Source organism: Devosia indica (assembly GCF_003056405.1).
GTDB classification, from domain to species: Bacteria; Pseudomonadota; Alphaproteobacteria; order Rhizobiales; family Devosiaceae; genus Devosia; species Devosia indica.
The window spans coordinates 67,764-91,181 of record NZ_PYVZ01000015.1 but is presented as its reverse complement, the minus strand read 5'-3'; the positions used below and the strand labels follow the sequence as shown (position 1 = coordinate 91,181).

The following is a 23,418-nucleotide window of genomic DNA, read 5'->3' as shown; positions in this document are numbered from 1 at the left end:
CGCTTGTGCCTGCGAGGATGTCCATAGCGAAATCCAACTACGACCGACCGCGCCCTCACCTGGATTTATCCTGGGAGGAGATTTTGAGGACAGTTGACCGACGACATTCAGTTTCGGCTGGTGACGGTCGGTTACGGGCAGTTACGCCGGGTAACGATCGGTTCCGTTCGGTTCATCTCGGGTCACGATCAGATACGCTGCGGGCAATAGTCGCCATGCGCAGGATCGCTCACTCTCTAGTCGGTACGACGAGACGAGCGGCACATGCCCAGCCAATTCATTCATATCGACGGGATCGGACTTTCCGCCTCTTCCCGTCACCCGAGCTGGCACACGGTTGAAGGTGTTCTGGCCGAGGCGGCGCGTGCGCCCGGCGCCAAAGGCCATATCGCCAAACCGCAGCCACCGCACCTCCTCCATGGCGTCGACCCCCTCCAGGTGGAACCCAAGGTCCGGGCGGTGGCAGCAGAGGCCGTGGACGCGAAGGGACGGCGCATACGCCGCGATGCCGTGGTGATGTACGCCCTGGTCGCCTCCTATCCGGTGCCGACGAAATCGGTTTCGGGCGAAGCCTTGAAAGATTACTTGGCATGGAGAACCGCGACGCTGGACTGGCTCAAAGCCATGTTCGGGAACCATCTGGCTTCGGTCGTCGAGCATCTGGATGAGACGCACCCGCATTTGCATGCCGTTGTCGTGCCCGGTCTGGATGACAATGGCAGGATCGATCACCGACTGCATCCGGGCTATGCTGCGCGCGAGGCCGCCCGGAGGATCGGCAGCGACCATAAGCAGGCTGAGCGCGCCTATCGCACCGGAATGCGCGGGTTTCAGGATGACTACGCCACCGCGGTTTCCGCAAGGTTCGGCCATGAGCGCGTGGGACCGCGCCGGCGGCGTCTGCGTCGTGATGCCCTTCTTGCGCGCCAGGGGGCGGTCATGGTGACGACGGCCCTGTCGGAGCTCACGCGGGGCCTGATCGCCCAGGTGCCAGCGCCCGATCCGGACACCCCATTGCGCCCTGATTTCATGAAACTGCGCAAATTGCACGAGGCCTGCGCCGAGCTCGGCTCCCAGCTTCAGGCCGGACGCCCGCCGGACCTCGACGCATTGATGGCTCTGATCGAAGACATTGACGGGCGCGCGGCGACCGGCACTGGCGCTTTCCAGCAGGAATCCTGGGCGGCAGATTCCTGGGAGGACCTAAACAACGATGTTGGACCGAACGATTGCGAGGCCGCTGTCGATCCCGACGACGACATCGATCCCGAGGCGGGTCCCCAATGGGATGTGGATCCGGCCGATCCAGGCGAGGACGACCCGGAACCGGATTTTCCGGACGAGCCCACACCGGATGAGGATCCATCATGGTGATGCTGCACAGTCGCCATGCTTGGCGTCGCGATGGCGCTCGCCGGCACCATGCCGCCGCAGGAGCGGAAACGCATGGGGGCGCGCGGATATGAGCGGTATGATTGAGGCCATTTTCGAGACCGAGCCCGAGAACGAGACGCCGATGGAGCGTCTCTGGCAGTCGGCTGAACCGGTTGATCCGGGTCACCCGGCATTGCGCCGTTTTCCGATTTCTCCAAAAGACTGCCGGCAAATGGGCAGCGCCCTCCTCATTCCGCTCCGTGACCGGTCGGGTATGATCTCGGCGATTGCCTGTGCCGAGCCCAATGGCGCGGTTATGCTGTTGCCGCCACGCCCGCCTTTGACCGTGAGAGCAGTCTTCGGAGACGGTGATCCCCAATATCTCACCTACCTCAACCTTGAAGAAGCCTGTCGCTTTCACCGAATGACCGGAAGGACACTGGCCTGGTGTCCGGACCGTGACAGTGCCTTTGAGGTGTGCCGTCAGGAAAAGGACGCCTCTATCGGCTCATCCGCCGTTCTGATCATACCGGCCAACGATCGTCATTTGCTGGCTGAGCCCTTCGTGGAAGGGTACCAGCAGGCGGTTCCGCCGCGCGGCCTGGACTGGTTCGAAATGAGCCGCAATCAGGTCGAAGTCTGCCTGAGCGATCCCGAACTGGTGGTGCCCGAAGTCGCCCTTTCGCCCCGGTTCACTGTCCGCCAGTCCGGGCTCTGGTGCGGGGACCCCGCTTTTGAGGCGTCCGCTCAAAGGGTCGGTGGGCCGATCTTTGCTGCGGCGCTCTGCCGGGACGACGCCGGTCAGTGGTTCCACCGCCTCCTGTTCCGCACGTTCGACCGGGACTGGCGGCACCTTCTGGTTCCTGCGGCTGCCATGCGGCTCAAGCCCAGACAGGTCATTGCTGATCTCATTTCGGCCGGCTACGAGCTCGACTTCCATCCCGAAACCGAGGACCTGCTGCTCGCACACCTGCGCGGTTCAAACGTCTCGCGGAAACTCAACATCATCGAGCGAACGGGGTGGCAAGAAGGGTCCTATGTGGCGCAGGACCGCACCTTCGGCCGCTCGGACCTGATCCATCGTGCCCTTGCCCAGGGCCCTGCCCTGCAGCCCCCTCCCCCCGATGCAACTCAATGGCAGGCACACCTGAAGCCGCTTATGGAAGGGAACAGCCGACTGGTCCTCGCGGCCTGCGCGAGCCTTGCCGCGGCAGCAATCGGGCTCATCCCCGAAATGGGCAGCTTCGGCATTCATCTGGTGGGGCAAAGCTCGAGCGGGAAATCCACCCTGCTGCGCTTTGCCGCTTCGATCTGGGGAGATCCCGCCGCTGAGGTCAAAGCCTGGGACGCTACGGCAGCCGGACTGGAGGGGCTCGCGGCCGCACACAATCACAGGCTCCTCGTCCTTGATGAACTGGCGCAGCTCGATCCGCGCCAGGCAGCGGAAGCAGCATATCGCCTCGGCAATGGCCGCGGTCGATCCCGCGGTGATAGCCGGGGAAAGTTTGTCCAGCCCCTGAGCTGGCAGACCGTCTTTCTCAGCAGCGGAGAAATCACGCTCGCCCAGAAGGTCGCCGAATGGTCGTCCGCGCCACAGCGTCAGGAAGGGGAAGCGGTCCGCATCATGGATGTCGACGCCGATGCCGGGCAGGGTCTGGGGATTTACGACACACTAAATGGCTATGAGAATGGGGCCGCTCTCTCGGAGGCCGTCACCAGCGCTTGTGGCGACTTTCATGGCGGGCCAGCATTGGCTTTTCTGTCGGCCATTGCGCGCGGTCCTGAAGGCTCGGCAAGCTTTTTGAGAGGACAGCGCGCGGCATTCCTGTCCCGCTTCCTTCCTGCAGGTACCTCAGGTGTCGTTCGGCGCGGCTACGGGAATTTCGGGCTCCTTGCTGCGACAGGTGAACTGGCCATCCGCCACGGTGTGCTGCCCATGGCGGCAAACAAGGTGCAGGAGGCGATCGCCCTTTGTGCGGAGAGCTGGTCCCGCACCCAGGATGTACCACAGCCTGACCCACTTGCTGGCTTCAAAAGCAGGCTTAATGCACTGTTGCCGACCCTGCCGGATTGGGAGACAGCGACCAACGATGCCCAGGGGTACAGGCGCGGCAGCAAGGTCTATCTGACCGCGGCGGCATGGGCGGACCTATGCGGAGAAACCAGCTCCCTATCACTCGCCCGCATATTGACGCAGCAGGGTGCGCTTGAGCGGCAACAGGGTCGGTTTCAGTCTGTCCATCGGCATCCGGTCCACGGAAGTCCTAGCCGGTACTATGTGCTCGATATTGCGTTGTTCGTTCTTCCCGCCGTTTAGGGCCTTCGATGGCAAACCGGAGCCTTAGTGAGTGTGTGTCGGTGCTGAACAGCGCTCGCCTTTCGTAGACGACAAGCACCTTGGCGACACCACTGTTACCTTGGTTGCCTCTGTTACCGGTGTTCCGAGAGCCCACGACGGATCACGGAACATTGGCGTTATCGCGCATCCCCTGGCACAGGAGCCGTTGCGCGATGGCTTGGGCGTTGTCGATCATTTGCCGGAGCAACCGGCGCCCCTGCCCGACCCAAAGCCGCGCAAAAAAGGTGGGCTGGACGCCCGCCTCACCAAAATGCCTGCCTAAAAGACTATTCCGGCTTGTCGGACTTGCCGGATGATCCCGACCACGTTCCGGTTTCGGCGGGGGTCATCCTGGGCAGGCCAAAGCGCACTGGCGCGCCACTCGACTTGCCGGCCGCCTCATTCGATGCAGCTTCAGTGGCAGGCTGGTCGTCCAGGTAAGCAGTGAGCTGAGGCTGGTCTGCCCCCTGAAAAGTGGTCCTCCCTGAAGTAGGCTATTGAGCCTTAGAGAGGACGTTGGAATGCCCCAGAAGAAGCACAAGCCCGAAGAGATCGTCGCCAAGCTACGCCAGGTCGATGTTTTGTTGTCGCAAGGAAGATCGGTAGGCGAAGCGGTTCGTTCGATCGGCGTGACACAGTTCACGTATTACCGGTGGCGCAAGGAGTTCGGCGGCCTGAAGGGTGATCAGGTGAAGCGTCTCAAGGAACTTGAGAAAGAGAACGACCGTCTTCGCAAGGCGGTTTCGGATCTGACGCTCGAGAAGCTGATCCTCAAAGAGGCAGCTGGAGACCCGCAAAAACCCTCGCGGTTTTGATGCGGTCATGATTCATTGATGTCGCCCGATCATGGAGCGTCATCATGGACCCGCATTCCCTTTTCAGCCTGAACGATCATCTTGAAGCCCTCAGCCAGCATGGCGATCCGCTCGAGGTTTTGGAGCAGACGGTGGATTTCGAGTATTTCCGATCCTGGCTGGTCGAGGGGCTGGGATATGGCGACGGCAGCAAGGGTGGCCGGCCGCCGTTCGATCCGGTGGCCATGTTCAAGATCCTGATCCTGCAGGCCCAGCACAACCTGTCCGATGCCCGCACCGAGTTCATGATCCGCGATCGCCTGAGTTGGATGCGCTTCCTGGGTTTCTCGCTCGGCGATCGCACGCCCGATGAGAACACCATCCGCCATTTCCGCAACCGCATGACCGAGACCGGCACGCTCAAGCGGGTGATGAAGGCCTTCGACTGGCAACTGCACAAGAAGGGCTACATCCCGATGTCGGGCCAGATCGTGGATGCATCGCTGGTGCCGGCGCCCAAGCAGCGCAATACCGACGGCGAGCGGGACGCCATCAAGGCTGGCAAGTCAGCCAAGCAGATCTGGCCAAACGAACCGGCCAAAGCCGCACAGAAGGATACCGACGCGCGCTGGACCCTCAAGATCGGCGGCAAGGTGCGCTACCGACCCGACGGCACGCCACTGCCCATGATCGCCATCCCGGTGTTCGGCTACAAAAGCCATATCAGCATCGACCGGCGCTATGGCTTCATCCGGGCCGCAGCGGTGACCTCGGCCAACCATCCCGATGGCCGGATGCTGCGCCAGGTCATTGACCGGGAAAACACCAGCAGCGAGGTCTGGGCCGATAGTGCCTACCGCTCGCAAAGCAACGAGGCCTGGCTGGCCGATCGCATGCTGACCAGCCGCATCCATCGGCGCAAGCCCAAGGGGAAATCAATGCCGATCGCGACCGCGCGGGCCAATGCGATCAAATCCTCGATCCGCGCCCGGATCGAGCACGTGTTTGCTCACCAGAAAACCGGTTCGGCCTGTTCATCCGCACCATCGGCGTCGCGCGGGCCGAAGCGAAACTGACGCTGGCCAATCTGGCCTACAACTTCGATCGCTTGGTCTTCCACGAAAAGCGCGCGGTCACGGCATGAGTCTGCCCGGGAACGGGGAAAATGCCCCTTGTTGGGCACCACAGGCGGTCAAAAACAGGGTCAAATAACGCCCAAATATGCCAAAGCGCTGAAATCAGCCGGCCATCACGGCAGCATCAATCCTAAAGACACAGTTTTTGCGGGTCTCCAGCTTCGGGAAACTACTGAGCCCCTCCCGCCGTCGGCGCTGCGTCGATCATATCATGGCGAAGTTCTCCGTCTCGGAGCGCTTTGCCTGCAAAGTTCTCGGCCAGCACCGTTCGACCCAGCGCAAGAAGCCCAGAGGTAGGCCGGATGAAGAGGCGTTGACCGCCGACATCATCCGGCTCGCATCCCGCTATGGCCGATACGGCTATCGCCGGGTCACGGCGATGCTGCGGTCCGAAGGATGGACAGTGAACGCCAAGCGTGTCGAGCGCATCTGGCGGCGGGAGGGGCTGAAGGTTCCCCAGAAGCAACCGAAGAAAGGCCGGCTCTGGCTGAATGACGGATCGTGCATCCGGCTTCGGCCCGAGCATCCAAACCATGTCTGGTCCTATGACTTCGTCGAGGGACGGACCCATAATGGAAGGAAGTTCCGCATGCTCAACATTATCGACGAGTTCACCCGGGAGTGCCTGGTGATCCGGATCGGTCGAAAGCTCAACTCGACCGACGTCATCGACGTTCTGTCCGACCTGTTTATCCGTAAGCGCCAAGGCGTCCCCGTCTGACCTGATGGCATGTGGTGGGGTATTGGCACCATGGTTTTGATGATGGTGTGAGTTCCTATGTCTGCGCATATGCCCAGTGATAGAAGTTTCCAGTTGCTCGAGGTCGTGCCTGGCCGGATGGAGAACAGTCCGGCGGTGGCGCGGCGCAACTGGCCGGACGAGACCAAGGCGCGGATCTTGGAAGAGGCGCTGGCCCCGGACGCGAACGTCTCGGCGGTGGCGCGGCGATACGGGATGTCGCCCTCGCAGTTGTTCGGCTGGCGGCGCAAAGCCATTGCCAAGGGCCAGGTTGAACGGCGTGAGGCGCCTGGCGAAGAAGCTGGCACCTCGGGCGGGATCATCGAGATCGGCATCGCAGGTGCCATGGTCCGCGTCGGCCCCATGGTGGGCGAGGATCACCTGCGCCGGGTCCTCCGCGCCGTCCGCTTGGCATGATCCCCTCGGGCGTAAAGGTGTTCCTGGCCAGCCAGCCGGTGGACTTCAGGAAGGGACCCGATGGCCTGGTCGGTCTGGTGCGCGACGCTGGGGCCGACCCCTTCAACGGCTCGCTTTACGTATTCCGCGCCAAACGGGCGGACCGGATCAAGATCGTGTGGTGGGATGGGACAGGCCTTTGTCTCTACGCCAAGCGCTTGGAGAAGGCGGCATTCTGCTGGCCGCGGATTGGCCACAGCCGGGTTCAGTTGAGCACTGCGCAACTGCTGGCATTGGTGGAAGGGATGGACTGGAAACGAGTGCACGCGGTGCCTGAGAGCACTCCGCAATCGGCTGGGTAAAAGCCTGCGGCAGACTGACTCACTGGCGCAAAAGCTGAGGCAATTCGGGGTGTTTTGTGCCATTGTTTGGGCATGATGCCGACCGATCCGCAGCAGCTTCCCGATGACGTCGACGCCCTCAAGGCGATGATCGCTGCGGCCCATGCCCAGAAGGCATCGGCCGAGCAGGAGCGCCTGGCGCTGGAAGCCGAAATCGCCGAGCTCAAGCTCATCAACGCCACGGCCGACGAGCGCATCACGCGACTAACCTCGATCATCGCCATGCTGCAGCGCGCCCAATATGGCACGCGCTCGGAACGGCTGCGGCACGACCCGCTTGATGATGAGCAGATGGCCTTCGTGTTCGACGAGATCGAAACCGGCATTGGCGCGATCGAGGCCGGCCTGGCCGCACGCGACAAGCAGGCTGCAGCGCCACGTGCTTCACGTCCCCGCAGGGGCTTTGCCCCGCACCTGGAGCGGATCGAGCAGGTGATCGAGCCAGAGGTGCCGGCCGACTGCGTTGGCCTGGAGGCCGTGCGCATTGGTGAAGACGTCTCCGAGCGCCTCGATGTGACCCCCGCCAAGTTCCGCGTCATCGTCACCCGTCGCCCCAAATACGCCTATCGCCAGGCTGACGGCGAAGACCGCATCGTGCAGGCCCCGGCGCCCGATCACCTGATTGCTGGCGGCATTCCGACCGAGGCGCTGCTGGCCCAGGTGGCGGTCAGCAAATACGCTGATGGCTTGCCGCTCTACCGGCAGGAAGAGATTTACGCCCGCGACGGCGTGGAACTGGATCGCTCGCTGATGGCCCAGTGGATGGGCCGGGTCGGCTTCGAGCTCGAGCCGCTGGCCCAGTATGTTCTGCACACTATCAAGCAGGGCGAACGCGTCTTTGCCGACGAGACCCGATTGCCGACGCTGGCTCCGGGTTCGGGCAAAGTGAAAACCGCCTGGCTTTGGGCCTATGCCCGAGACGATCGACCCTTTGGGGGATCCGGACCGCCGATGGTGGCCTATCTGTTCGAGGACTCTCGGTCCGGTGATTGCGTCGCTCGGCATCTGGATGGTTATCGCGGCATCCTGCAGGTCGACGGCTATGCCGCCTATAACCGGCTGGGCAAGGACCGTGGCACCAATGACGCCATGACCCTGGCAGGGTGCTGGTCCCACGCGCGGCGCAAGTTCTTCGACCTGCATGCCAGCGATAGCTCGCCCTTTGCCGGTGCTGTGGTCAAGGCAATGGAGCCACTCTGGGCCATTGAGGAGGATATCCGCGGCCATGGTGCCGACCTGCGTGCCAGCATCCGGGCAGAACGATCCAGTCCCATCGTGGTCGAACTGTTCTCCATGCTGGATCGGGAGCTGCCGCGCCTGTCGGGCAAATCCAAACTGGCCGAGGCCATCCGCTATACCCTGAGCCGCCGCGCCGCCCTCGAGCGCTTCCTCGCCGATGGTCGTATCGAGATCGACTCCAACATCGTCGAACGCGCAATCAGGCCGCAGACAATTACGCGCAAGAATGCACTGTTCGCCGGCTCCGATGGTGGTGGGCGGGCCTGGGCCACGATCGCAACGCTCCTGACCACAGCCAAGATGAACGGCGTCGACCCCAATGCCTGGCTCACGCAAACGCTCGAGCGTATTGCCAGCGGCTGGCCAAACAGCCAGATCGCCGACCTCATGCCATGGAACTTCAGAAAGTAACGGCCTCGGCTACGCGCTTACGTTTATCCTACGCGGTGTGCCGGCCCATGTTCGTTCCGACAACGTCCGGAGTTCATCGCCAAGGCCGTGCGGGAGTGGATCGTCGCCGTCGGCGCCAAGACCGCATTCATCGAGCCGGGCAGCCCCTGGGAGAACGGCTATTGCGAGAGCTTCAACTCGAAGCTGCGCGACGAGCTGCTCAACGGTGAAATCTTCTACAGCCTCGCTGAGGCAAAGGTCATCATCGAGGCATGGAGACGCTACTACAACACTGAGCGGCCGCATTCGTCGCTTGGATATAAACCACCAGCACCGCAGGCTATTATCTGGCCTGCGCCACCGCCCGGATCGGCACCGCCATCTGTCCAGGCAATAGCCGAAAAGCCGATCATGCACTAAGACTGAAACCGGACCACCCTATGGGGTCAGGCCACAGGCATCGATACGCCCCGACCGTCGATCGCCGCCCAGCGCCTTTGGCAGAGGCGCTCCCTGTTCGCGTTCACGCGCCCTCCAGCGGCTCACACTTGCCGCGCTCACCTCAAAACGTTCAGCAGCCTGCCGATGACTGAGCCCGCCAGCTACAGCAGCAAGAACACGCGTCCTGAGATCGAGCGAGAGAGCTTTCGACATGTTCGCCGGCCTCCTCGCCCCGGCAAACACGATGAATCAGAAACCAAATGATTTGGAAACCCAAACCGATTCATTCAGCTCGGGTTCCGCTCTAGTGAGTCGAATTTGAAGCCGAGACCGTTCGGCTGACGCAGACCAGCGGCTGCACGCAGCGTAAGGTCACTGACGGTCTGTCGATTGGTCTGTGGGCGCTGGTATACTTGATTGATCGCAGTCGGGACCGGCTGACTGACGAGCCGCCTAAATGGTACCCCCAGCATGTAATAGCCGGGTTGAGACGGCTTCCAAAAGAACGGGATTGTTCGGCAGGCGAACAACAACCGTAAGCGGTGAGTCCAAATTGCAAACGCTGGCGTCGATTCACGAATACGCCAAGCGGTCTAGCTTGTAGAGTACGCGCGAAGACGCTCGATGACACGCAGCACTTGCCTCTCGCTCATATTCGAACCAGACGGCAGACATATGCCCCGCGTGAACAGATCGTCAGAAACCGACGCATTGCCATGTTCATAGTAGTCGCATTCCGAGAAAACCGGCTGCAGGTGCATAGGTTTCCAGACCGGACGCGCCTCGATCAGGTCTGCGGCAAGGGCAGCAATGACATCCGAGCTGCGGATATGAGCACTATCCTTGGCTATGGTGCAGACGGAGAGCCAGTGGGTCGAAAAGCTCCACTCTGGCTCCGGCATCCATTCAAGCCAGCCGAGATCGCTGAGCTCTGACTTGTAGAGATCAAATATGGCTCGGCGGGCGGCGACGCGTTCATCCAACACGCGGAGCTGACCACGGCCAACGCCGGCAAGGATATTGCTCATTCGGTAGTTGTAGCCGATGACCGAATGCTCGTAGTGAGGCGCTGGGTCGCGCGCCTGGGTAGCCAGGAACCGAGCACGGTCCGCAAACGCCTTGTCTTCGGTTACCAGCATGCCGCCGCCGGACGTCGTGATAATCTTGTTCCCGTTGAACGAATAGATGCCCAGCTTGCCAAAGGTGCCTGAACATTTGCCCTTATAAGTGGCGCCAAGTGACTCAGCGGCGTCCTCGACAACTGGCACACCATAATGCTCACACAGCTCCAAAAGCGGATCCATGTTAGCACTCTGGCCATAAAGAGAGACTATGATCACCGCTTTCGGCAGGCGATTGGCCCGAGCCGCAGCCGAAAGCGCCCGCTCAAGCGCGACAGGCGACATGTTCCAGCTGTCGGGTTCGGCATCAATCAAAACTGGCTCTGCCCCCTGATAGACGATGGGGTTAACGCTTGCGGCAAAAGTTAGCGATGAGCAAAACACCGTGTCGCCATGCCCAACACCGAGCAAGATCAACGCAATGTGGATGGCGGCTGTACCCGAGCTCAATGCAACCGCATGACCAGCGCCAACCGCACTGGCCAACTCATTCTCGAAGGCGTCTACATTGGGACCTAGCGGGGCAATCCAGTTGGTACGAAAGGCCTCACCGACAAAATCGAGTTCCGCGCTCCCCATATGGGGTGTGGATAGGAGAATCTGTTCATCGATCTCGGCGCGCAGCACTAGGTCCACGGCGCGCCCAGAGGCGTCAATGACTGGCACCTGATTGATACCGTGCTTTTGCATTTTCTCGAGAGCCTGGCGGCGCGTAAACCCAGGAGTCAAAGTGACAGACTCTGCGGGGGCGAGTTCGGCCAGTCGGTCGTCAAGGCTGGCCCCCTGGAGCATCAGTCGTCGAAGGTCCCCGTCGGTGATCGTACGTTCGAAACGGCCGGACTCGTCATTGAGCAGGATGATGCCCTGCGCAGTACGATCGAGCTGCGCGAGCGCTTCGCGCAGGGTCGCTTGCCGCAAAATGCTCAACTCCAGGATATCCATCAGGCATTCTTTCTCGTTTTGTGGGCTGGCACACCGACGACTGTTGCGCCAGCCGGTACATCGGCCAGCACCATCGCACCAGCACCAATTGTGGCGCCATCTCCAACCGTGAGTCCGGGCAATACGGTGGCGCCCGCCCCAACCAGCACACCGACTCCAACTTTTACGCCTCCACCCAGAACGGCTCCCGGTGCAATATGGCTGAATTCACCCACCAGGACATCGTGATCCACAACGGCGCGGTGGTTGACAATCACTCCTTCCCCAACACGGCTCCGCGGCGCCAGGATGGCACCAGCCGCTACAAAGCTCCCCGCCCCGGCAGCCGAGATTGTCGCCACGATTGCCTGTGGATGGACGACCGTCGTGGGGGTTGCGCCTATCCCCGCGAATTGCCGCTGCAGTCGCTTTCGTACCGCATTGTTCCCGATGGCTACGTGAATCCGGTCAAGCGCAATACTGTCGTCGAGATACTGGACCACATAGCCAAGCATGTCATGACCCGCCTGCGAGTGATCCTGGGAGTACACGAGCAGCCTGCAACCCGCAGACAACATCGCGGCATCAGCTACCACGGCTGCGTGGCCACCCGCACCGATCAACTTGAGGACGTCAGTAGGCATTGACCTTGTTCATAAGTTGGCCCGAGAGGTCGAGCGATACCAAGATGGATACGAGTCGACGGCCGGCATTGCCGTCACCGTAAATATTAGCAGGATACTGGCGCCCCATTCGCTGCGCCAATGCCAGGCCATGGGCAATTGCGCTTTCTTCGGCGGCGACATCGATGACATTGCGGTTTCGCTGGCGCAGGTGCTGGCGCGAGCCGATATTGACTACCGGGGTTCCAAAGGAGGCAGCCTCGATGATACCGCTGCTCGAATTGCCGACCAGCAGGTCCACATGCTTGAGCAGGGATACGAACTGGTCGCGTCGGAGATGGGTTAGAAGTCGAATGTCACCTTGTTCAGAACGGCGCTCCAAGGCATCGAGAACCTTTGCACTTCCGGCATCCGAGTTTGGTTTGAGCGCGAGCACCGCAAAGTTCTCGGCAAGCAGGGATCGGATCGCGGCTTCCACCTGTTCGCCGGCCTCATCGGCCTCCTGCAACACAGGGTGGTAGAGCAGGAGCGCCGTTTGTTTGCCCTGCCTGAGTCCGAGTGCCGCGAACAGCGCCTCCTTTTCGAATGAGGCCAAGTCGGTCAACCCGTCGAGACCAGGCGCACCGATGATGTGCACGGTCTCTGGTGCCTCCCCCATCTTGACGAGCCGTTCGGCGCTCTCCTCAGTCGCAACGAGATGGACATGCGAGAGTTTGGAGATCGCATGGCGTACCGGTTCGTCTATTGTGCCGGAGCGCTCACCCCCGTGCACGTGGACGACCGGAATCGACATATGGCCGCCAGCGATTGCCGCAGCTAGCATTTCTCCTCGGTCGCCGAGAATCAGAACCAGATCCGGAGCTATTCCTGCAAAGGCATCGACAAAGCCACTGAGCATGGTGGCGATGTTGCGCGCCGTATCAGCTCCCTTCGTCCGGACATGACTTACCGGCACTCGCGCCACGACAGGCAGGCCAGCACCCTCGATTTCCCTGACGGTACAGCCGTAGCGCTCGTCCAGATGCATGCCGGTTGCCACAACGCCCAGCTCCAAAGCTGGGCTGGCATTAATGGCTTGCAGGCTCGATTGCATCAGGCCAAAATCTGCCCGTGTTCCTGACACATAGACGACCTTGCGTTGCCGGTTCATTGCAGGTCGACCCAGTCAAGCGTCTTGCCAGCCACGATGTCACGGGCTGCCTTGCGTCCGGTGACGGCCTCGAAATCCTTTGGCGCAATGCCAGTGCCGGGCCGCATCAGGGTCAGGTCCGATGGCTTGATCACCGAGCCGGCGGCGATCGGACGAACCGTGGTGACGCTCCGCCGGACCAGCGCTCGCACGGGGACCTCGGACGCGGTCGGCGCCTTGATGCCGTCTCCCAGAGCTCCCTCTACGGCCCTTATCGCGTCGACCATGGCCTTGAGATCGTCAGGATCAAGTGAGGCGGCGTGATCAGGTCCCGGCATGGTTTTGTCGAGCGTGAAGTGCTTTTCGATGACGCGCGCACCCATAGCAACCGCTGCGGTGGATACGGCTACGCCCAATGTGTGGTCGGAATAGCCTACCGGCATGCCGGTGGCTTTGCCCATGGTGAGCATGGCGTTGAGATTGACGTCTTCAACAGCGGCGGGATAATTCGAGGTGCAGTGCAGCACGGTGACTATGTCCTTGAGGGAGCCAGACAACCCGCAGGACTGTCGTTCTGCGGCGATGACCGCTATGGCTTCCTCGACCTCGGCCAGGTCGGCCATACCCGTCGAAACGATGAGCGGCAAGTTCTTGCGCACCATGTACCGCAGGAAGGGGTAGTTCGTGATCTCCCCAGAGGGCACCTTGATGCGTCTAATTCCCAACGCGACCAAAAGATCGAGCGAGTCCTCGTCAAAGGCGGTCGACATGAACTCAATGCCCAACTCGCTCGACAGTGCCGCCAACTCCTTGTGAAGGACCTCGGACATCTCAAGCGCCTTAAGCATGTCATACTGGTCGCCGTCGCCGGTCGCGCGCTTCTGGTACTCCGCCTTGGCAGCCCCTTTGGCCGTCAGCTTGTCCGCCGAAAAAGTCTGGAACTTGACCGCATCGGCGCCACTCTCGGCCGCCACTTCGACCAGCCGCCGCGCGAGCGCAGCGTCTCCATTATGATTGACCCCGGCTTCGGCAATTATGAATGTGCTCACGGTTCAATTCCATATCTGTTGGCGATGGTTTCGGCGACAATCCAATCCAGTTCATCATCGATGTCGATCGTCTCGAACGGCTCGTCGCAGAGGACCCCTGCGGTGTTTTCCGGGAAGAACGTCTGGTGGCTCTCCAGCGCGGACGTGCGCGCCAAGTAAAGATTGCCAGCTACCGCCACGACCGTGGGCAGGTCCTGACTGCGCAGCTTCAGAGTCTCACGATCGTGAAGCGGTGCGAGTGCACCCGAGCCAAATGTAAAGGTGTGAAACGGGTGAATGCGCACCGGAGAAACGCCAATCACAGCATCCAAGCCTGGGTCTTCGAGCAGCGCGAAGGCTTCGTCCCAACGTCTGGTCAGACGCATGGGCGATGTCGGCTGAAGCAGCGCAACCATATCGTAGCGACGACCTTCAGAAGCCTCGTGCGTTAGCAAATCGAGAACGACAGATATGGTCGCCGCGGTATCAGTCGCAAGATGAACCGGACGCAGGCGCGTGACTTCGGTCCCAGCGGCAGCACTCACCGCAGCAATTTCGGTCGAGTCCGTGGAAACTGCGACGCGGTCAAACCGCGGATAAGCTTGCGCAAACCGGATCGACCAGGCGATCAAGGGGGTACCGGAAAAGGGCCTGATATTCTTGCCTGGCAATCTCTTGGAACCGCCCCTCGCGGGTATGATGGCCAGCGTCGACATGCCTTCAGGAATCCATAAACCGCCGCAGCATTGCAATGCCCAGGGCGCCGCTGCGTTCAGGATGGAACTGGGTGGCTGTCACGTTGTCGCGTTTGATAGCGGCGCTGAGGTGGTAACCACCATAAATAAAGTCGGCAAGACGGTCTCCAGGATTGGCGGGCACGGCGGCGAAGGAATGAACGAAATAGACGGCGGCCTTGCCCGGCTCGGTGCTCTCCAGAATTGTGTCTTGCCAGCCGCGATTGGTCTCACACGGCTGCATGAGCTGGTTCCAGCCGATATGTGGCACGCGCTGGGGCTGACCCTCAAGGCTCTGAGAGGGCACGGCCTTGATCCAGCCGCCGATGATACCCAGGCCTGCCGCTTGGCCGAATTCGTCGCTGCCTTCGAAAAGGATCTGCATACCGACGCAGATGCCCAGCATGGGGCGGCCCGTCTCGGCGAAACGTCGAATGGCGTCGTCATGCCCACGTGTCCGCACTTCCTTCATGCTGTCCGAAAAGGCGCCAACTCCTGGCACCACTAGCCGCTCAGCGGACAGAGCGTCGCGCGGATCTTCGGTAACTGTCAGTTCAGCACCGGCATGTTCGAAAGCGCGCGCAACATTGAGCATGTTGCACATACCATAGTCGAGCAACGTCACCTTCTTGGAAGGACTCATATGTCGCGCACCTCGAGTTTGGCGTCGAGCGCTGCGGCCCGGATATCCGGCAACGACATGCGCCCGTAGTGGAGAACGTCGGCCATGGCAACTCCATCTGCCCCACCTTCTTGGGCCGCTTCCAGAAAATGCCCGATCGTACCCATGCCGCCGCTCGCAATGACGGGTATGCTGACGGCGGAGCGGACTTGCTGAATCAGGTCGATGTCAAATCCCTTGCGCGTGCCCTCGCGATCAACTGCGGTGACCATTAGTTCACCGGCGCCCATTTCGGCGCCTCGCTTGGCCCATTCGATCACGTCGAGCCCCGTGCGCTCCCGGCCATTGTCTGTATAGGCTTCCCACTTGCCCGGAGCGACCTGTTTTGCCTCGATTGACAGAACCATGGCCTGCGACCCAAATCGTCGCGCCACTTCGGAGATGAGCTCGGGTCGGGCAATAGCCGCCGTGTTGATGGCAACTTTGTCGGCGCCCGATCGCAGGATGTGCCGCACGTCATCTACAGACCGAATGCCTCCGCCGACCGTGATCGGAATGAAGACCTGGTCGGCCGCCCGAGAGATGATATCGGACAAATTGTTGCGACCATAGAGGCTTGCCACAATGTCCATATAGATCAACTCGTCCGCACCCGCCTGATAGTATCGGATCGCATGCTCCTGCGGGTCCCCGATCACGCGGAGGCCTTCGAGTTGAACGCCCTTGATCAGGTTCTGCCCCTTGATGTCAAGTCTAGGGATAATACGCAGATTGCTCATCGATCCTTGGCTCAGCTCTCAGCCCAGATGGGGTGTCGCAACTGCCAATCGTTGCCTTGCTTTGTCCAGATATGGTCCGCGCGCCAGGAATCAATGACAGCGTTGAATTCATCCTCAGTGATCGAACAATACTCAAGGAACTCGGAGAGGTACTTCTTGGGAAACTCGCCGTCGTAACGGCGAACCAACGCAATTCCCTCCTCTCGGTCGATTTTGTTGTCCCGGATTTCGTGAGCCGTGTCGGAGGTTGTGCGGCCAATACCGAATTTCACGTAGGCAAGATAGTAGTGGAAGCCATCGATCCGATCATCAAGGCTGGCATACTTGGAATACGTACCTTCTGACCGCTCTGTATTTGGGGTAAATCCAGTGTGCTCCTGGCAATAGTAGAAATTCTCCTGGGGGTCCCAGAACTTGTAGTAACCAAAGAACTGAATAGACGTCTCATTGCGCAGAACATCTTCGTAGCGCGGCGCCACGAAAGGATTTAGGTCGGCTAGGCTGACACCGTGCTCCGCCCAAAACTCGGGAGGAAGACCCGAGAAGTAATGTTTATCGTGATCTTGGATGTCACGATCGGGGCGGAACGCGTTCTTCATGTCACCGCCATATTCAACTTCCCCGTTCTCACCATACATGATCAGAGCAACATTGTGCTTTATGGCCATGTGCATGGGGAAGTTGGTCTGACCATAGATGAACGGCTGAAAAGGATCGCCAAGATGCTTGAAGGCCAACTCTGTCAAACGGCGCGTAACGCGGCCATTCGGGGTTCCCAAAATGTTATCGAAACCCGACTGAATAAAAGCGTCTAGGTTCCTGCGCCCAATCTCTGTCGCTAGCAGCGGCGCCCAAGTGACAGTCAGCGGATTCATACCATAATTATACTTGAGCTGGTGAGCTACGAAACTACCATCTTTACCACCGCTGCATGGCACAATGACGTCATACTCGCCATTATTCTTGCGGTATTTGTCACATGTCGCGAGCAATTCTTTCTCACGCTGACCCCAGTCAATCTGACTTCGCTTAAATTCCGCGTAGTTACATGCTGAGCAAACACCATTATCATCGAAAGTAATACGTGGGCGTTGGTTGGACACTGTGCACTTTTTGCAGAACTTCACTACTGTAGGCAGTCCGTATTTTTTTGCCACGTCATGCATAACTAGCTTCCTCGCTTGGGACGAATTCTGGCTTGGGGATCCACCGACCGAGCGCAGGTTTGCGTCGTCGACTGAGATTCTTATCGTCCTGATAACTTAGACGATGCATCGGTGCGCCGTAGCACCAATGCCTGGATGAATCTACTTTCATGGTGGCATTTTGCCTAAGTGAGTTAGGATGATACCGGAAACAGCCGCACAGGCGCTTGGAGTGCTATGTTTAGCAGCGGCGGTTAAATCCTCTTTCGCTAGAAGCTGCTCAATCAAGGGTTCGAGCTGCTCCAAACGTGTGACACCGGTCCCGATCCCCATTTTCGAAAGTGGGGTGTCAGCTGTGAAAACGGACATGTCGACACAGATCACCGACTTTCCAGCCAAATGTGCTTCCAACCCGACTGTGGAGGTAAGAACCACTACTAGGTCCGACGAATGTATCAGTGCATGCAAGTTTTCGTCGCGCGAGCTGAGATAGACGTTACGCGCAGGCTCAAATTCAACAAACTCACTAGGATGGTACCTTACAACGAGGTGCCAATCCGGATGAGACAATAGCATCTTGCGCAACGTTTGTTCGATCCGCCTGGGCAATTGGGGATCGCCGACAGCACCAGTAAGGCGATGCTTTTCAGGTTCAATGTTTGAAGCCCAAAGTATGACCTTGCTCTGCTCAGCAATGCCCCTCGCCTGCCGAATTTCCTTGGCCAGAACTATAGAGTGTTGACTGTTCACCGCATCAAACGCAGGATTACCGGTCACAGTCACGCTATCCGGCGCCCCCCACCGCTGATCACGTAGTCACGGACCTGATCATTCAGCACGCAAAGAATGTCGGCGTAGCCGGGTTGTGCGATCCACTCGACCTCCTGAATCGGGAAGAGATCGACCAGACAAATCCTTGGAATTCCCAATTTGCGCGCCGAGATGAACAGAGCCTTTTCGGCGCGGGGAGAACTGGTGGCGACTACCAACCCCGGCTGGAGCTGTCTAAGCAGCGCCTCCATGGTCTGCACCGGAAGAAATCCTTGCCGCCCATATTTGGCGTAGTGTTCCCAAGCATGCGTCTCGCCCCACAAGGCGACATGATCGCGGAAATTGAGTCCGTGATAGGCGACACTCTCATGGTATGCTACGGGTGATCCGGGAACATTCGGCCCCGCTAGTTCTCGGCCCCATGCCTGAACGTCGTCGCTATTTGCCCCTTCGAGTTCGGCAAATCCAAAGTAGTCCAGACCATGGCTTTCGAGATCGGCTTGGGCCATAGTGAGGCCGAGGAAGCCCACTGAAATGCCTTCGCGTACGAGAGCCTGCGCTACGGGACGCAGCGCGGCTACATGCCCGCCACCGTAGGACGCGAACAGAACGTCGATCTGACCATCTGGCAGCTTTCTCATGCGCTAAATGCCTTGGCCCAGTGCTCGATGGCGATCAGGGCGCGGATTTCGCGCGTGTTGTTCTGCGACCCTTGTATATGGTTCTCCAGCAGTACTGAACCTTCATCGGTGAACAGACCGGTGCCGCGCCCGAAGGACTGCTCACCCAACATTTGCCGGCAATATTCGCGTAGCTCGCTGCGGAACCAGCCTCCGACGGGCACAGTGAACATCTGCTTTTCGCGATAGGCAAGGTTGTGCCCGATCATCGGCGATACGGCTTTCTTCAAGACATATTTAGTCACGCCATCCCGCAGCTTCATTTTGCCAGGCATACGGAAGGCCAGCTCCATCATGCGATAATCTAGGAAGGGCGTCCGCGCCTCAAGCGAAACCGCCATACCCATGCGATCTGGTTTAACTAGGTTGTTGCCAGAGAGCAGCAGCTCCATGTCGATATAGAGCGCCTGGTTGATACGATCCCAATGCGGAACGCGATCAAAGAGCTCGGACACAAGAGCAAATGAGTTCGGCCTTTGCGTGCTAGAATTTGCAAGCAGTCGTGCCTTCTGCTCATCCTGGAAGAGGCTGATGTTGCGATAGTAGGCGGTGCGGAATGCGGCCTCATCGAGCCCGTCGACGGCAGGCGTAAAAAAGTCCTTGTACTTGTCATAGCCGGCAAACAATTCGTCGCCACCGTCTCCGGTTAGCACCATTTTGACGTGCTTGGCGGCCATTTCCGAAACCTTGAACGTCGGCAAAAAGGACACATCACCATGCGGTTGGTCGCAATGATAGGTTGCCATAGGCCAGAGATCGAGCATGTTCGGCGCAACTCTCTGCGAAGAGTGCTCGGTGCCAAACATGTCTGCCGCTTCTTGGGCAAAAGCGGTCTCGTCGTAGCGTGGATCGTCGAATCCGATGGAGAATGTCTTCACCGGGCTGGCCATGTGCCGGGACATTAGGCCGACGACAGTAGATGAATCCACGCCGCCAGAGAGAAAGGCACCAAACGGCACATCGGCGCGCAGCCTTATGCGCACGGCATCCTCGAGCGTGGCATTGATCTCTTCGATCCAGTCCGCTTCGCTCTGTTCCATCGGTTCCACTGACGCCAAGTCCCACCAACGAAACTGCTGGGTCCCGGTGCGGTCGATCTTCAACCAGTGGCCTGGCAACACATGCCGGACCCCGCTGAACACGGTGAAAGGACGCGGAACATAGTTGAAAGTTAGGAAGTGGTACAGCGCCTCCTCGTCCATCTGCAGGCTGCCGGTGGCAGGAAGGATGGCCTTAATTTCTGAGCCAAACACCGCTCGGCTGCCATCGTCAAAAATGTAGAGCGGCTTTACACCTATGCGGTCGCGGATGAGATAGACGCTCTGTGTGCGCCGGTCGAAGATTGCGATCGCGAACATGCCGTTGAGGCGCGGCACGAAGTCGATACCGTCACGCTCATAGAGGCGCAGCAGCACCTCGGTATCCGAGTGGGTGCGGCAGGCAAAGCGCGTACCCTTCAATTCCGCCGCCAGTTCGACGTGATTGAAGATTTCGCCGTTCTGAACGACAATAATATCACCGTTGTCGGAGACAAATGGCTGGGTTCCGCCGCCGACATCAATGATCGACAGGCGCTGATTACCCAAGGCGACGCCGCGCTCGGCAAAGACACCCTGCTCGTCCGGGCCGCGATGCCGAATGGCACTGGCCATAGCTGCAAGCGTCTGCTCGGGCAAGCCCCGTCCCTGCCTGTCAAAGTAGCCGAATATGCCGCACATCGCTAGTTGCCACCTTTTGTCAAAACCTGACGGACCGTCAGCGCAAGGATCTTCAAGTCGAGTAGAAGGCTTGCCTGATCAACATATTCCAGATCGAGGCGCTTCCGTTCTTCGGGTGTCGCGGTGGATCGCTTGGTCGCCTGGGCCAGGCCTGTGATACCAGGACGAACGCGATTGCGCCTGTCAAACTCTTCAGCGCTATAAAGAGAGCGCTGCTCAGGCACATCGGGACGGGGTCCCACGACACTCATGTCGCCACGCAGAACATTGAAAAGCTGGGGCAGTTCATCAAGGCTGGTGCGGCGGATAAATTTTCCAATTGGTGTGATGCGAGAATCGTTGTCTGCGGTCGAGTAGCCGCCAATCTTGTCTGCGTTCTGCACCATCGAGCGGAACTTTAGGATGCCGAATGTACGACCGCCCAAGCCAGTACGAATCTGCCGGTAAAAGACCGGTCCGCCATCGTGGGCCTTGATCAGAATGGCAATTACCAACCAGACCGGTGAACTGACGATCAGGACAGACGCAGCGCTCAGTATATCGAAACCTCGTTTCAGCATGGCAGTCCTACGGATTTCTCGTTCGCAGAGGATTGCCGTCAGCGGCCACCACTGCCACGAGCATCGCGATCAAAGCTAGGCTCGCGCCAACAAAAGCAGAACTCGTTCCAGCGACGCCGGCAAGGATGGCACAGACGGCCGTCGCAGCTACAGCAGCCAGCGCCGGGCGGAAGAGGCCTCTCCAGGCTCCATACCAGCCTGCAAAGATCGGCTGCTGGGCCGCCAGCACCAGCGCAATCGCGTATATGAAGTGGAAAGCCGGCAGAGCCGCCACGACCAAGCGCGCGTCAGAGTTCCAAAGGCCGGGCAACGCAGTCAGCGGAACGACACATACACTGGCAAGGGTCACCTTGAACAGCAAGCCAGTTTGCCCCCGCGCATTGAGAAGCGTCGTGGCCATCGAACTGACCGCGACCAATGGCAACGTTAGGAAGCCCAAACGGGCCAGGTCGCTGATCAGGGCCAGATCGGAGGGACCTATACGGCCCCGGCCAAAAACCAGTTCGACCAGCGGGTAAGAAAACCAGATACCGGGAATTGCAATGCAAAGTGCCAGAAGCAGTGCTCGCTGAATGCCACGCTCATATATGCGTAATTGCTCAAGTCCATCATTAGCACCGAAGGCCCTGCTCAATGCCGGGAAGGCCACGGTGCTGATCGTTGTAATGGCTATGCCAATGGGGAGTTCCACCAGCTTGGTAGCGAAGTTGAAGGCAGCAATATTGCCTTCGCCATTCAGCGAAATGAGTGCCCTTAGGATGACCGGAATAAACAGAACAATTGTCGCAGCGCCAAGAGCCTGGATGAAGCGAAGTGCCAGTCGGTGGTAGTCGGTGTCACGATCGCGGCCGCCAGACCAGTTTGTATGCGGCAGTGTCGCGATCACTTGGCTGATGTAACGCAGAGAAGCCGCAAGGGCCAGTCCGATGGCTAGGACTAGCAAGGACTGCTGCCCCGAGGGCGCTAAAAAGAGCACCAAGATGATGGTCAGATTGAAGACCAGGGTCCCGGTGCCGGCGACAAAAAAACGGTGCTGCGAATTGAGAAGTGCCGATGTGACGCCAGTGAGCCCCGCCAACGGAATGGCAATGGCCGCTATGGCATAAGGCAGCGCGTAGGCACTCGGCGGTGTGCCGGCATAGCCGGGAGCAAAGGCTAAGAGCAGCAACGCGGGAAAGAACGCTAGCACAATCCCGATCGTCCCGAATAGGGCAAGCACCAGAAGGCTTGTTACCCCGAAGACACGTGCTCTTCCGCATGCATCGAGACGGGCGAATTCGGGAACAAGCGCTGCGCTAAGTCCGCCGGCCAACAAGAGATTGACGAGCAAGTCCGGGGTGGTCAGCATGACAATCGCGAAGTCGCCTTCGCGAGACAGGCCAAATGTGGCACCCAATTGAATCTCGCGTACGAAACCAGACAACCGCCCCAAGAGCAGCGTCAGGCTTAGCACCACGCTTGCGGAGACGAGGCTCCTCACGACGCCTGGCCACCCGCCGCTTTGTCGCGCACAATACCTGCGACGCGCAGGGCCACTTCGCGATGGATGGCCAGCAGCTCGTCTGGCGAGGACTGACCGAATTTGCGATAGGCGGCTTGCAGCTTGGCCACTTCGTCCGCGAAATCCATCTCGGTTTCGAGGTCCTGAACCGTAATTCTGTTGCGGTGGAACGTGCGCGAGAGAATCGCCGCAGTGGATCCGAGGCGCACGTGTTCGGCGACCAGCATTTCGGCAGGCAGTAGCCCTTCGCCGACCCGCGCCAGACCGCCAATACCCAAGGCAAGACCAGCGTCGGTGATAGAACCTGCAAGACGGTCGACTATGCCGTCCGCAAGAGGTTCAAACATGAACGTGCGTCCTAGATCTAAGTGTAGGTCATTGAGGCCGATGTGGATCTCTTGCACACCCTGGACGCGCACGATATCGGCGACATTGGCGGCCGCCCCGGCGGTTTCAAGAAGCAGGCAGATCCGGACCCTGCCGTCAACAAGGGCGCAGAACTGCTCAACCTCCTGTGCCGTTCGGAACATAGGAAGCATCAGAACATCTGCCCCGAGATCGATCGCACGCTCGACTTCGTCACGGCCACCTAGGTTCACCGGGTTGAGGCGAACCATCAATTTCTTGTCAGGAACAGCCCTGCGAATCCGTCCAACATCATCAAAAGTGTGGCGGCTGATTACGGTGGACAGGTGCCCCTGCCTTTCGACCTTGCCGAGCAATTCGAGATCGACCATCACCCGCTCAACCCCTCGGTCGGACACGTATTCGGCCAGTTCGGGTACATTGGTGATGAAAATTAGTCTCATATCGACGTCTTTCACTTCCTCAAACGAGG

At 59.6% G+C, this 23,418-nt stretch carries 19 protein-coding genes and 5 pseudogenes; 9 read left to right on the top strand and 15 right to left on the bottom strand.

The window, feature by feature from the left end:
* Positions 1 to 264: 264 nt before the first annotated feature.
* From DDE76_RS14635 to DDE76_RS14595, 9 genes and pseudogenes are all read left to right on the top strand, one after another.
* Positions 265 to 1,374, top strand: a complete 1,110-nt coding sequence (locus tag DDE76_RS14635; RefSeq protein WP_108463704.1) for a plasmid recombination protein — start codon at positions 265 to 267, stop codon at positions 1,372 to 1,374.
* An 88-nt stretch (positions 1,375 to 1,462) separates the two neighbouring features.
* Positions 1,463 to 3,691 carry a DUF927 domain-containing protein gene (locus DDE76_RS14630; protein WP_157955825.1) on the top strand — a complete coding sequence of 743 codons (2,229 nt, stop codon included), beginning with the start codon at positions 1,463 to 1,465 and terminating at the stop codon, positions 3,689 to 3,691.
* Positions 3,692 to 4,233: 542 nt separating this feature from the next.
* Positions 4,234 to 4,521: pseudogene (locus tag DDE76_RS14625) on the top strand (transposase); the annotation flags it as partial.
* A 50-nt stretch (positions 4,522 to 4,571) separates the two neighbouring features.
* Positions 4,572 to 5,650: pseudogene (locus tag DDE76_RS14620) on the top strand (IS5 family transposase).
* A 146-nt stretch (positions 5,651 to 5,796) separates the two neighbouring features.
* Positions 5,797 to 6,357: pseudogene (locus DDE76_RS14615) on the top strand (IS3 family transposase); the annotation flags it as partial.
* Positions 6,358 to 6,456: 99 nt separating this feature from the next.
* Positions 6,457 to 6,798, top strand: a complete 342-nt coding sequence (locus DDE76_RS20155; RefSeq protein WP_425430638.1) for a transposase — start codon at positions 6,457 to 6,459, stop codon at positions 6,796 to 6,798.
* Between the two features lie 17 nt (positions 6,799 to 6,815).
* Positions 6,816 to 7,139: an IS66 family insertion sequence element accessory protein TnpB gene (tnpB, locus tag DDE76_RS14605; RefSeq protein WP_245891960.1), complete on the top strand. Its 324-nt coding sequence runs from the start codon at positions 6,816 to 6,818 to the stop codon at positions 7,137 to 7,139.
* Between the two features lie 72 nt (positions 7,140 to 7,211).
* Entirely contained in the window at positions 7,212 to 8,828 is a 1,617-nt protein-coding gene (tnpC, locus tag DDE76_RS14600; protein ID WP_104891988.1) for an IS66 family transposase, read from the top strand.
* A 22-nt stretch (positions 8,829 to 8,850) separates the two neighbouring features.
* Positions 8,851 to 9,227, top strand: a pseudogene (locus DDE76_RS14595) (integrase core domain-containing protein); the annotation flags it as partial.
* 36 nt (positions 9,228 to 9,263) lie between these two features.
* Here DDE76_RS14595 and DDE76_RS14590 read toward each other — a convergent pair.
* The 15 genes and pseudogenes from DDE76_RS14590 to DDE76_RS14520 all read right to left on the bottom strand — a co-directional run.
* Positions 9,264 to 9,461 (bottom strand): annotated as a pseudogene (locus DDE76_RS14590) (helix-turn-helix domain-containing protein); the annotation flags it as partial.
* A 380-nt stretch (positions 9,462 to 9,841) separates the two neighbouring features.
* Entirely contained in the window at positions 9,842 to 11,311 is a 1,470-nt protein-coding gene (locus DDE76_RS14585) for an aminotransferase class I/II-fold pyridoxal phosphate-dependent enzyme (RefSeq protein ID WP_104891989.1), read from the bottom strand.
* Entirely contained in the window at positions 11,311 to 11,868 is a 558-nt protein-coding gene (locus DDE76_RS20150) for a NeuD/PglB/VioB family sugar acetyltransferase (protein ID WP_425430639.1), read from the bottom strand. Before DDE76_RS20150 ends, DDE76_RS14585 begins: the two co-directional genes overlap by 1 nt.
* Before the next feature lie 55 nt (positions 11,869 to 11,923).
* Positions 11,924 to 13,063, bottom strand: a complete 1,140-nt coding sequence (gene neuC, locus DDE76_RS14575) for a UDP-N-acetylglucosamine 2-epimerase (RefSeq protein ID WP_104891991.1) — start codon at positions 13,061 to 13,063, stop codon at positions 11,924 to 11,926.
* Positions 13,060 to 14,091, bottom strand: coding sequence for an N-acetylneuraminate synthase (neuB, locus tag DDE76_RS14570; RefSeq protein WP_104891992.1), 1,032 nt, complete (start codon positions 14,089 to 14,091; stop codon positions 13,060 to 13,062). The genes neuC and neuB overlap by 4 nt, the downstream gene beginning before the upstream one ends.
* Complete coding sequence (locus DDE76_RS14565; RefSeq protein WP_104891993.1) at positions 14,088 to 14,786, bottom strand: acylneuraminate cytidylyltransferase family protein; 699 nt, start codon at positions 14,784 to 14,786, stop codon at positions 14,088 to 14,090. Before DDE76_RS14565 ends, neuB begins: the two co-directional genes overlap by 4 nt.
* A 4-nt stretch (positions 14,787 to 14,790) precedes the next feature.
* Complete coding sequence (hisH, locus tag DDE76_RS14560; RefSeq protein ID WP_104891994.1) at positions 14,791 to 15,447, bottom strand: imidazole glycerol phosphate synthase subunit HisH; 657 nt, start codon at positions 15,445 to 15,447, stop codon at positions 14,791 to 14,793.
* Complete coding sequence (gene hisF, locus DDE76_RS14555) at positions 15,444 to 16,205, bottom strand: imidazole glycerol phosphate synthase subunit HisF (RefSeq protein WP_104891995.1); 762 nt, start codon at positions 16,203 to 16,205, stop codon at positions 15,444 to 15,446. Before hisF ends, hisH begins: the two co-directional genes overlap by 4 nt.
* 11 nt (positions 16,206 to 16,216) lie before the next feature.
* Positions 16,217 to 17,371, bottom strand: a complete 1,155-nt coding sequence (locus tag DDE76_RS14550) for an N-acetyl sugar amidotransferase (RefSeq protein ID WP_104891996.1) — start codon at positions 17,369 to 17,371, stop codon at positions 16,217 to 16,219.
* Positions 17,372 to 17,518: 147 nt separating this feature from the next.
* Complete coding sequence (locus DDE76_RS14545; RefSeq protein WP_157955824.1) at positions 17,519 to 18,133, bottom strand: capsular polysaccharide export protein, LipB/KpsS family; 615 nt, start codon at positions 18,131 to 18,133, stop codon at positions 17,519 to 17,521.
* Positions 18,130 to 18,762 (bottom strand): hypothetical protein, encoded by a 633-nt coding sequence (locus DDE76_RS14540; protein ID WP_104891998.1) that lies wholly within the window; start codon positions 18,760 to 18,762, stop codon positions 18,130 to 18,132. The genes DDE76_RS14545 and DDE76_RS14540 overlap by 4 nt, the downstream gene beginning before the upstream one ends.
* Positions 18,759 to 20,519, bottom strand: coding sequence for an asparagine synthase (glutamine-hydrolyzing) (asnB, locus tag DDE76_RS14535; protein ID WP_104891999.1), 1,761 nt, complete (start codon positions 20,517 to 20,519; stop codon positions 18,759 to 18,761). Before asnB ends, DDE76_RS14540 begins: the two co-directional genes overlap by 4 nt.
* Positions 20,520 to 20,521: 2 nt before the next feature.
* Positions 20,522 to 21,079 (bottom strand): sugar transferase, encoded by a 558-nt coding sequence (locus DDE76_RS14530; RefSeq protein WP_104892000.1) that lies wholly within the window; start codon positions 21,077 to 21,079, stop codon positions 20,522 to 20,524.
* A 7-nt stretch (positions 21,080 to 21,086) separates the two neighbouring features.
* The gene (locus DDE76_RS14525; protein ID WP_157955823.1) at positions 21,087 to 22,475 is read right to left on the bottom strand and encodes a lipid II flippase MurJ; all 1,389 of its coding nucleotides are present in this window, start codon (positions 22,473 to 22,475) and stop codon (positions 21,087 to 21,089) included.
* Positions 22,476 to 22,555: 80 nt separating this feature from the next.
* On the bottom strand, positions 22,556 to 23,389 hold the full coding sequence (locus DDE76_RS14520) for an aldolase/citrate lyase family protein (protein ID WP_104892002.1): 834 nt from the start codon (positions 23,387 to 23,389) through the stop codon (positions 22,556 to 22,558).
* Positions 23,390 to 23,418 lie beyond the last annotated feature (29 nt).

Coding starts and splice junctions, on each gene's coding strand:
- DDE76_RS14635 (WP_108463704.1), top strand. CDS start 265: ATGCCCAGCCAATTCATTCATATCGACGGGATCGGACTTTCCGCCTCT.
- DDE76_RS14630 (WP_157955825.1), top strand. CDS start 1,463: ATGAGCGGTATGATTGAGGCCATTTTCGAGACCGAGCCCGAGAACGAG.
- tnpC (WP_104891988.1), top strand. CDS start 7,212: ATGATGCCGACCGATCCGCAGCAGCTTCCCGATGACGTCGACGCCCTC.
- DDE76_RS14585 (WP_104891989.1), bottom strand. CDS start 11,311: ATGGATATCCTGGAGTTGAGCATTTTGCGGCAAGCGACCCTGCGCGAA.
- DDE76_RS20150 (WP_425430639.1), bottom strand. CDS start 11,868: ATGTTGTCTGCGGGTTGCAGGCTGCTCGTGTACTCCCAGGATCACTCG.
- neuC (WP_104891991.1), bottom strand. CDS start 13,063: ATGAACCGGCAACGCAAGGTCGTCTATGTGTCAGGAACACGGGCAGAT.
- DDE76_RS14565 (WP_104891993.1), bottom strand. CDS start 14,786: ATGTCGACGCTGGCCATCATACCCGCGAGGGGCGGTTCCAAGAGATTG.
- hisH (WP_104891994.1), bottom strand. CDS start 15,447: ATGAGTCCTTCCAAGAAGGTGACGTTGCTCGACTATGGTATGTGCAAC.
- hisF (WP_104891995.1), bottom strand. CDS start 16,205: ATGAGCAATCTGCGTATTATCCCTAGACTTGACATCAAGGGGCAGAAC.
- DDE76_RS14550 (WP_104891996.1), bottom strand. CDS start 17,371: ATGCATGACGTGGCAAAAAAATACGGACTGCCTACAGTAGTGAAGTTC.
- DDE76_RS14540 (WP_104891998.1), bottom strand. CDS start 18,762: ATGAGAAAGCTGCCAGATGGTCAGATCGACGTTCTGTTCGCGTCCTAC.
- asnB (WP_104891999.1), bottom strand. CDS start 20,519: ATGTGCGGCATATTCGGCTACTTTGACAGGCAGGGACGGGGCTTGCCC.
- DDE76_RS14530 (WP_104892000.1), bottom strand. CDS start 21,079: ATGCTGAAACGAGGTTTCGATATACTGAGCGCTGCGTCTGTCCTGATC.
- DDE76_RS14520 (WP_104892002.1), bottom strand. CDS start 23,389: ATGAGACTAATTTTCATCACCAATGTACCCGAACTGGCCGAATACGTG.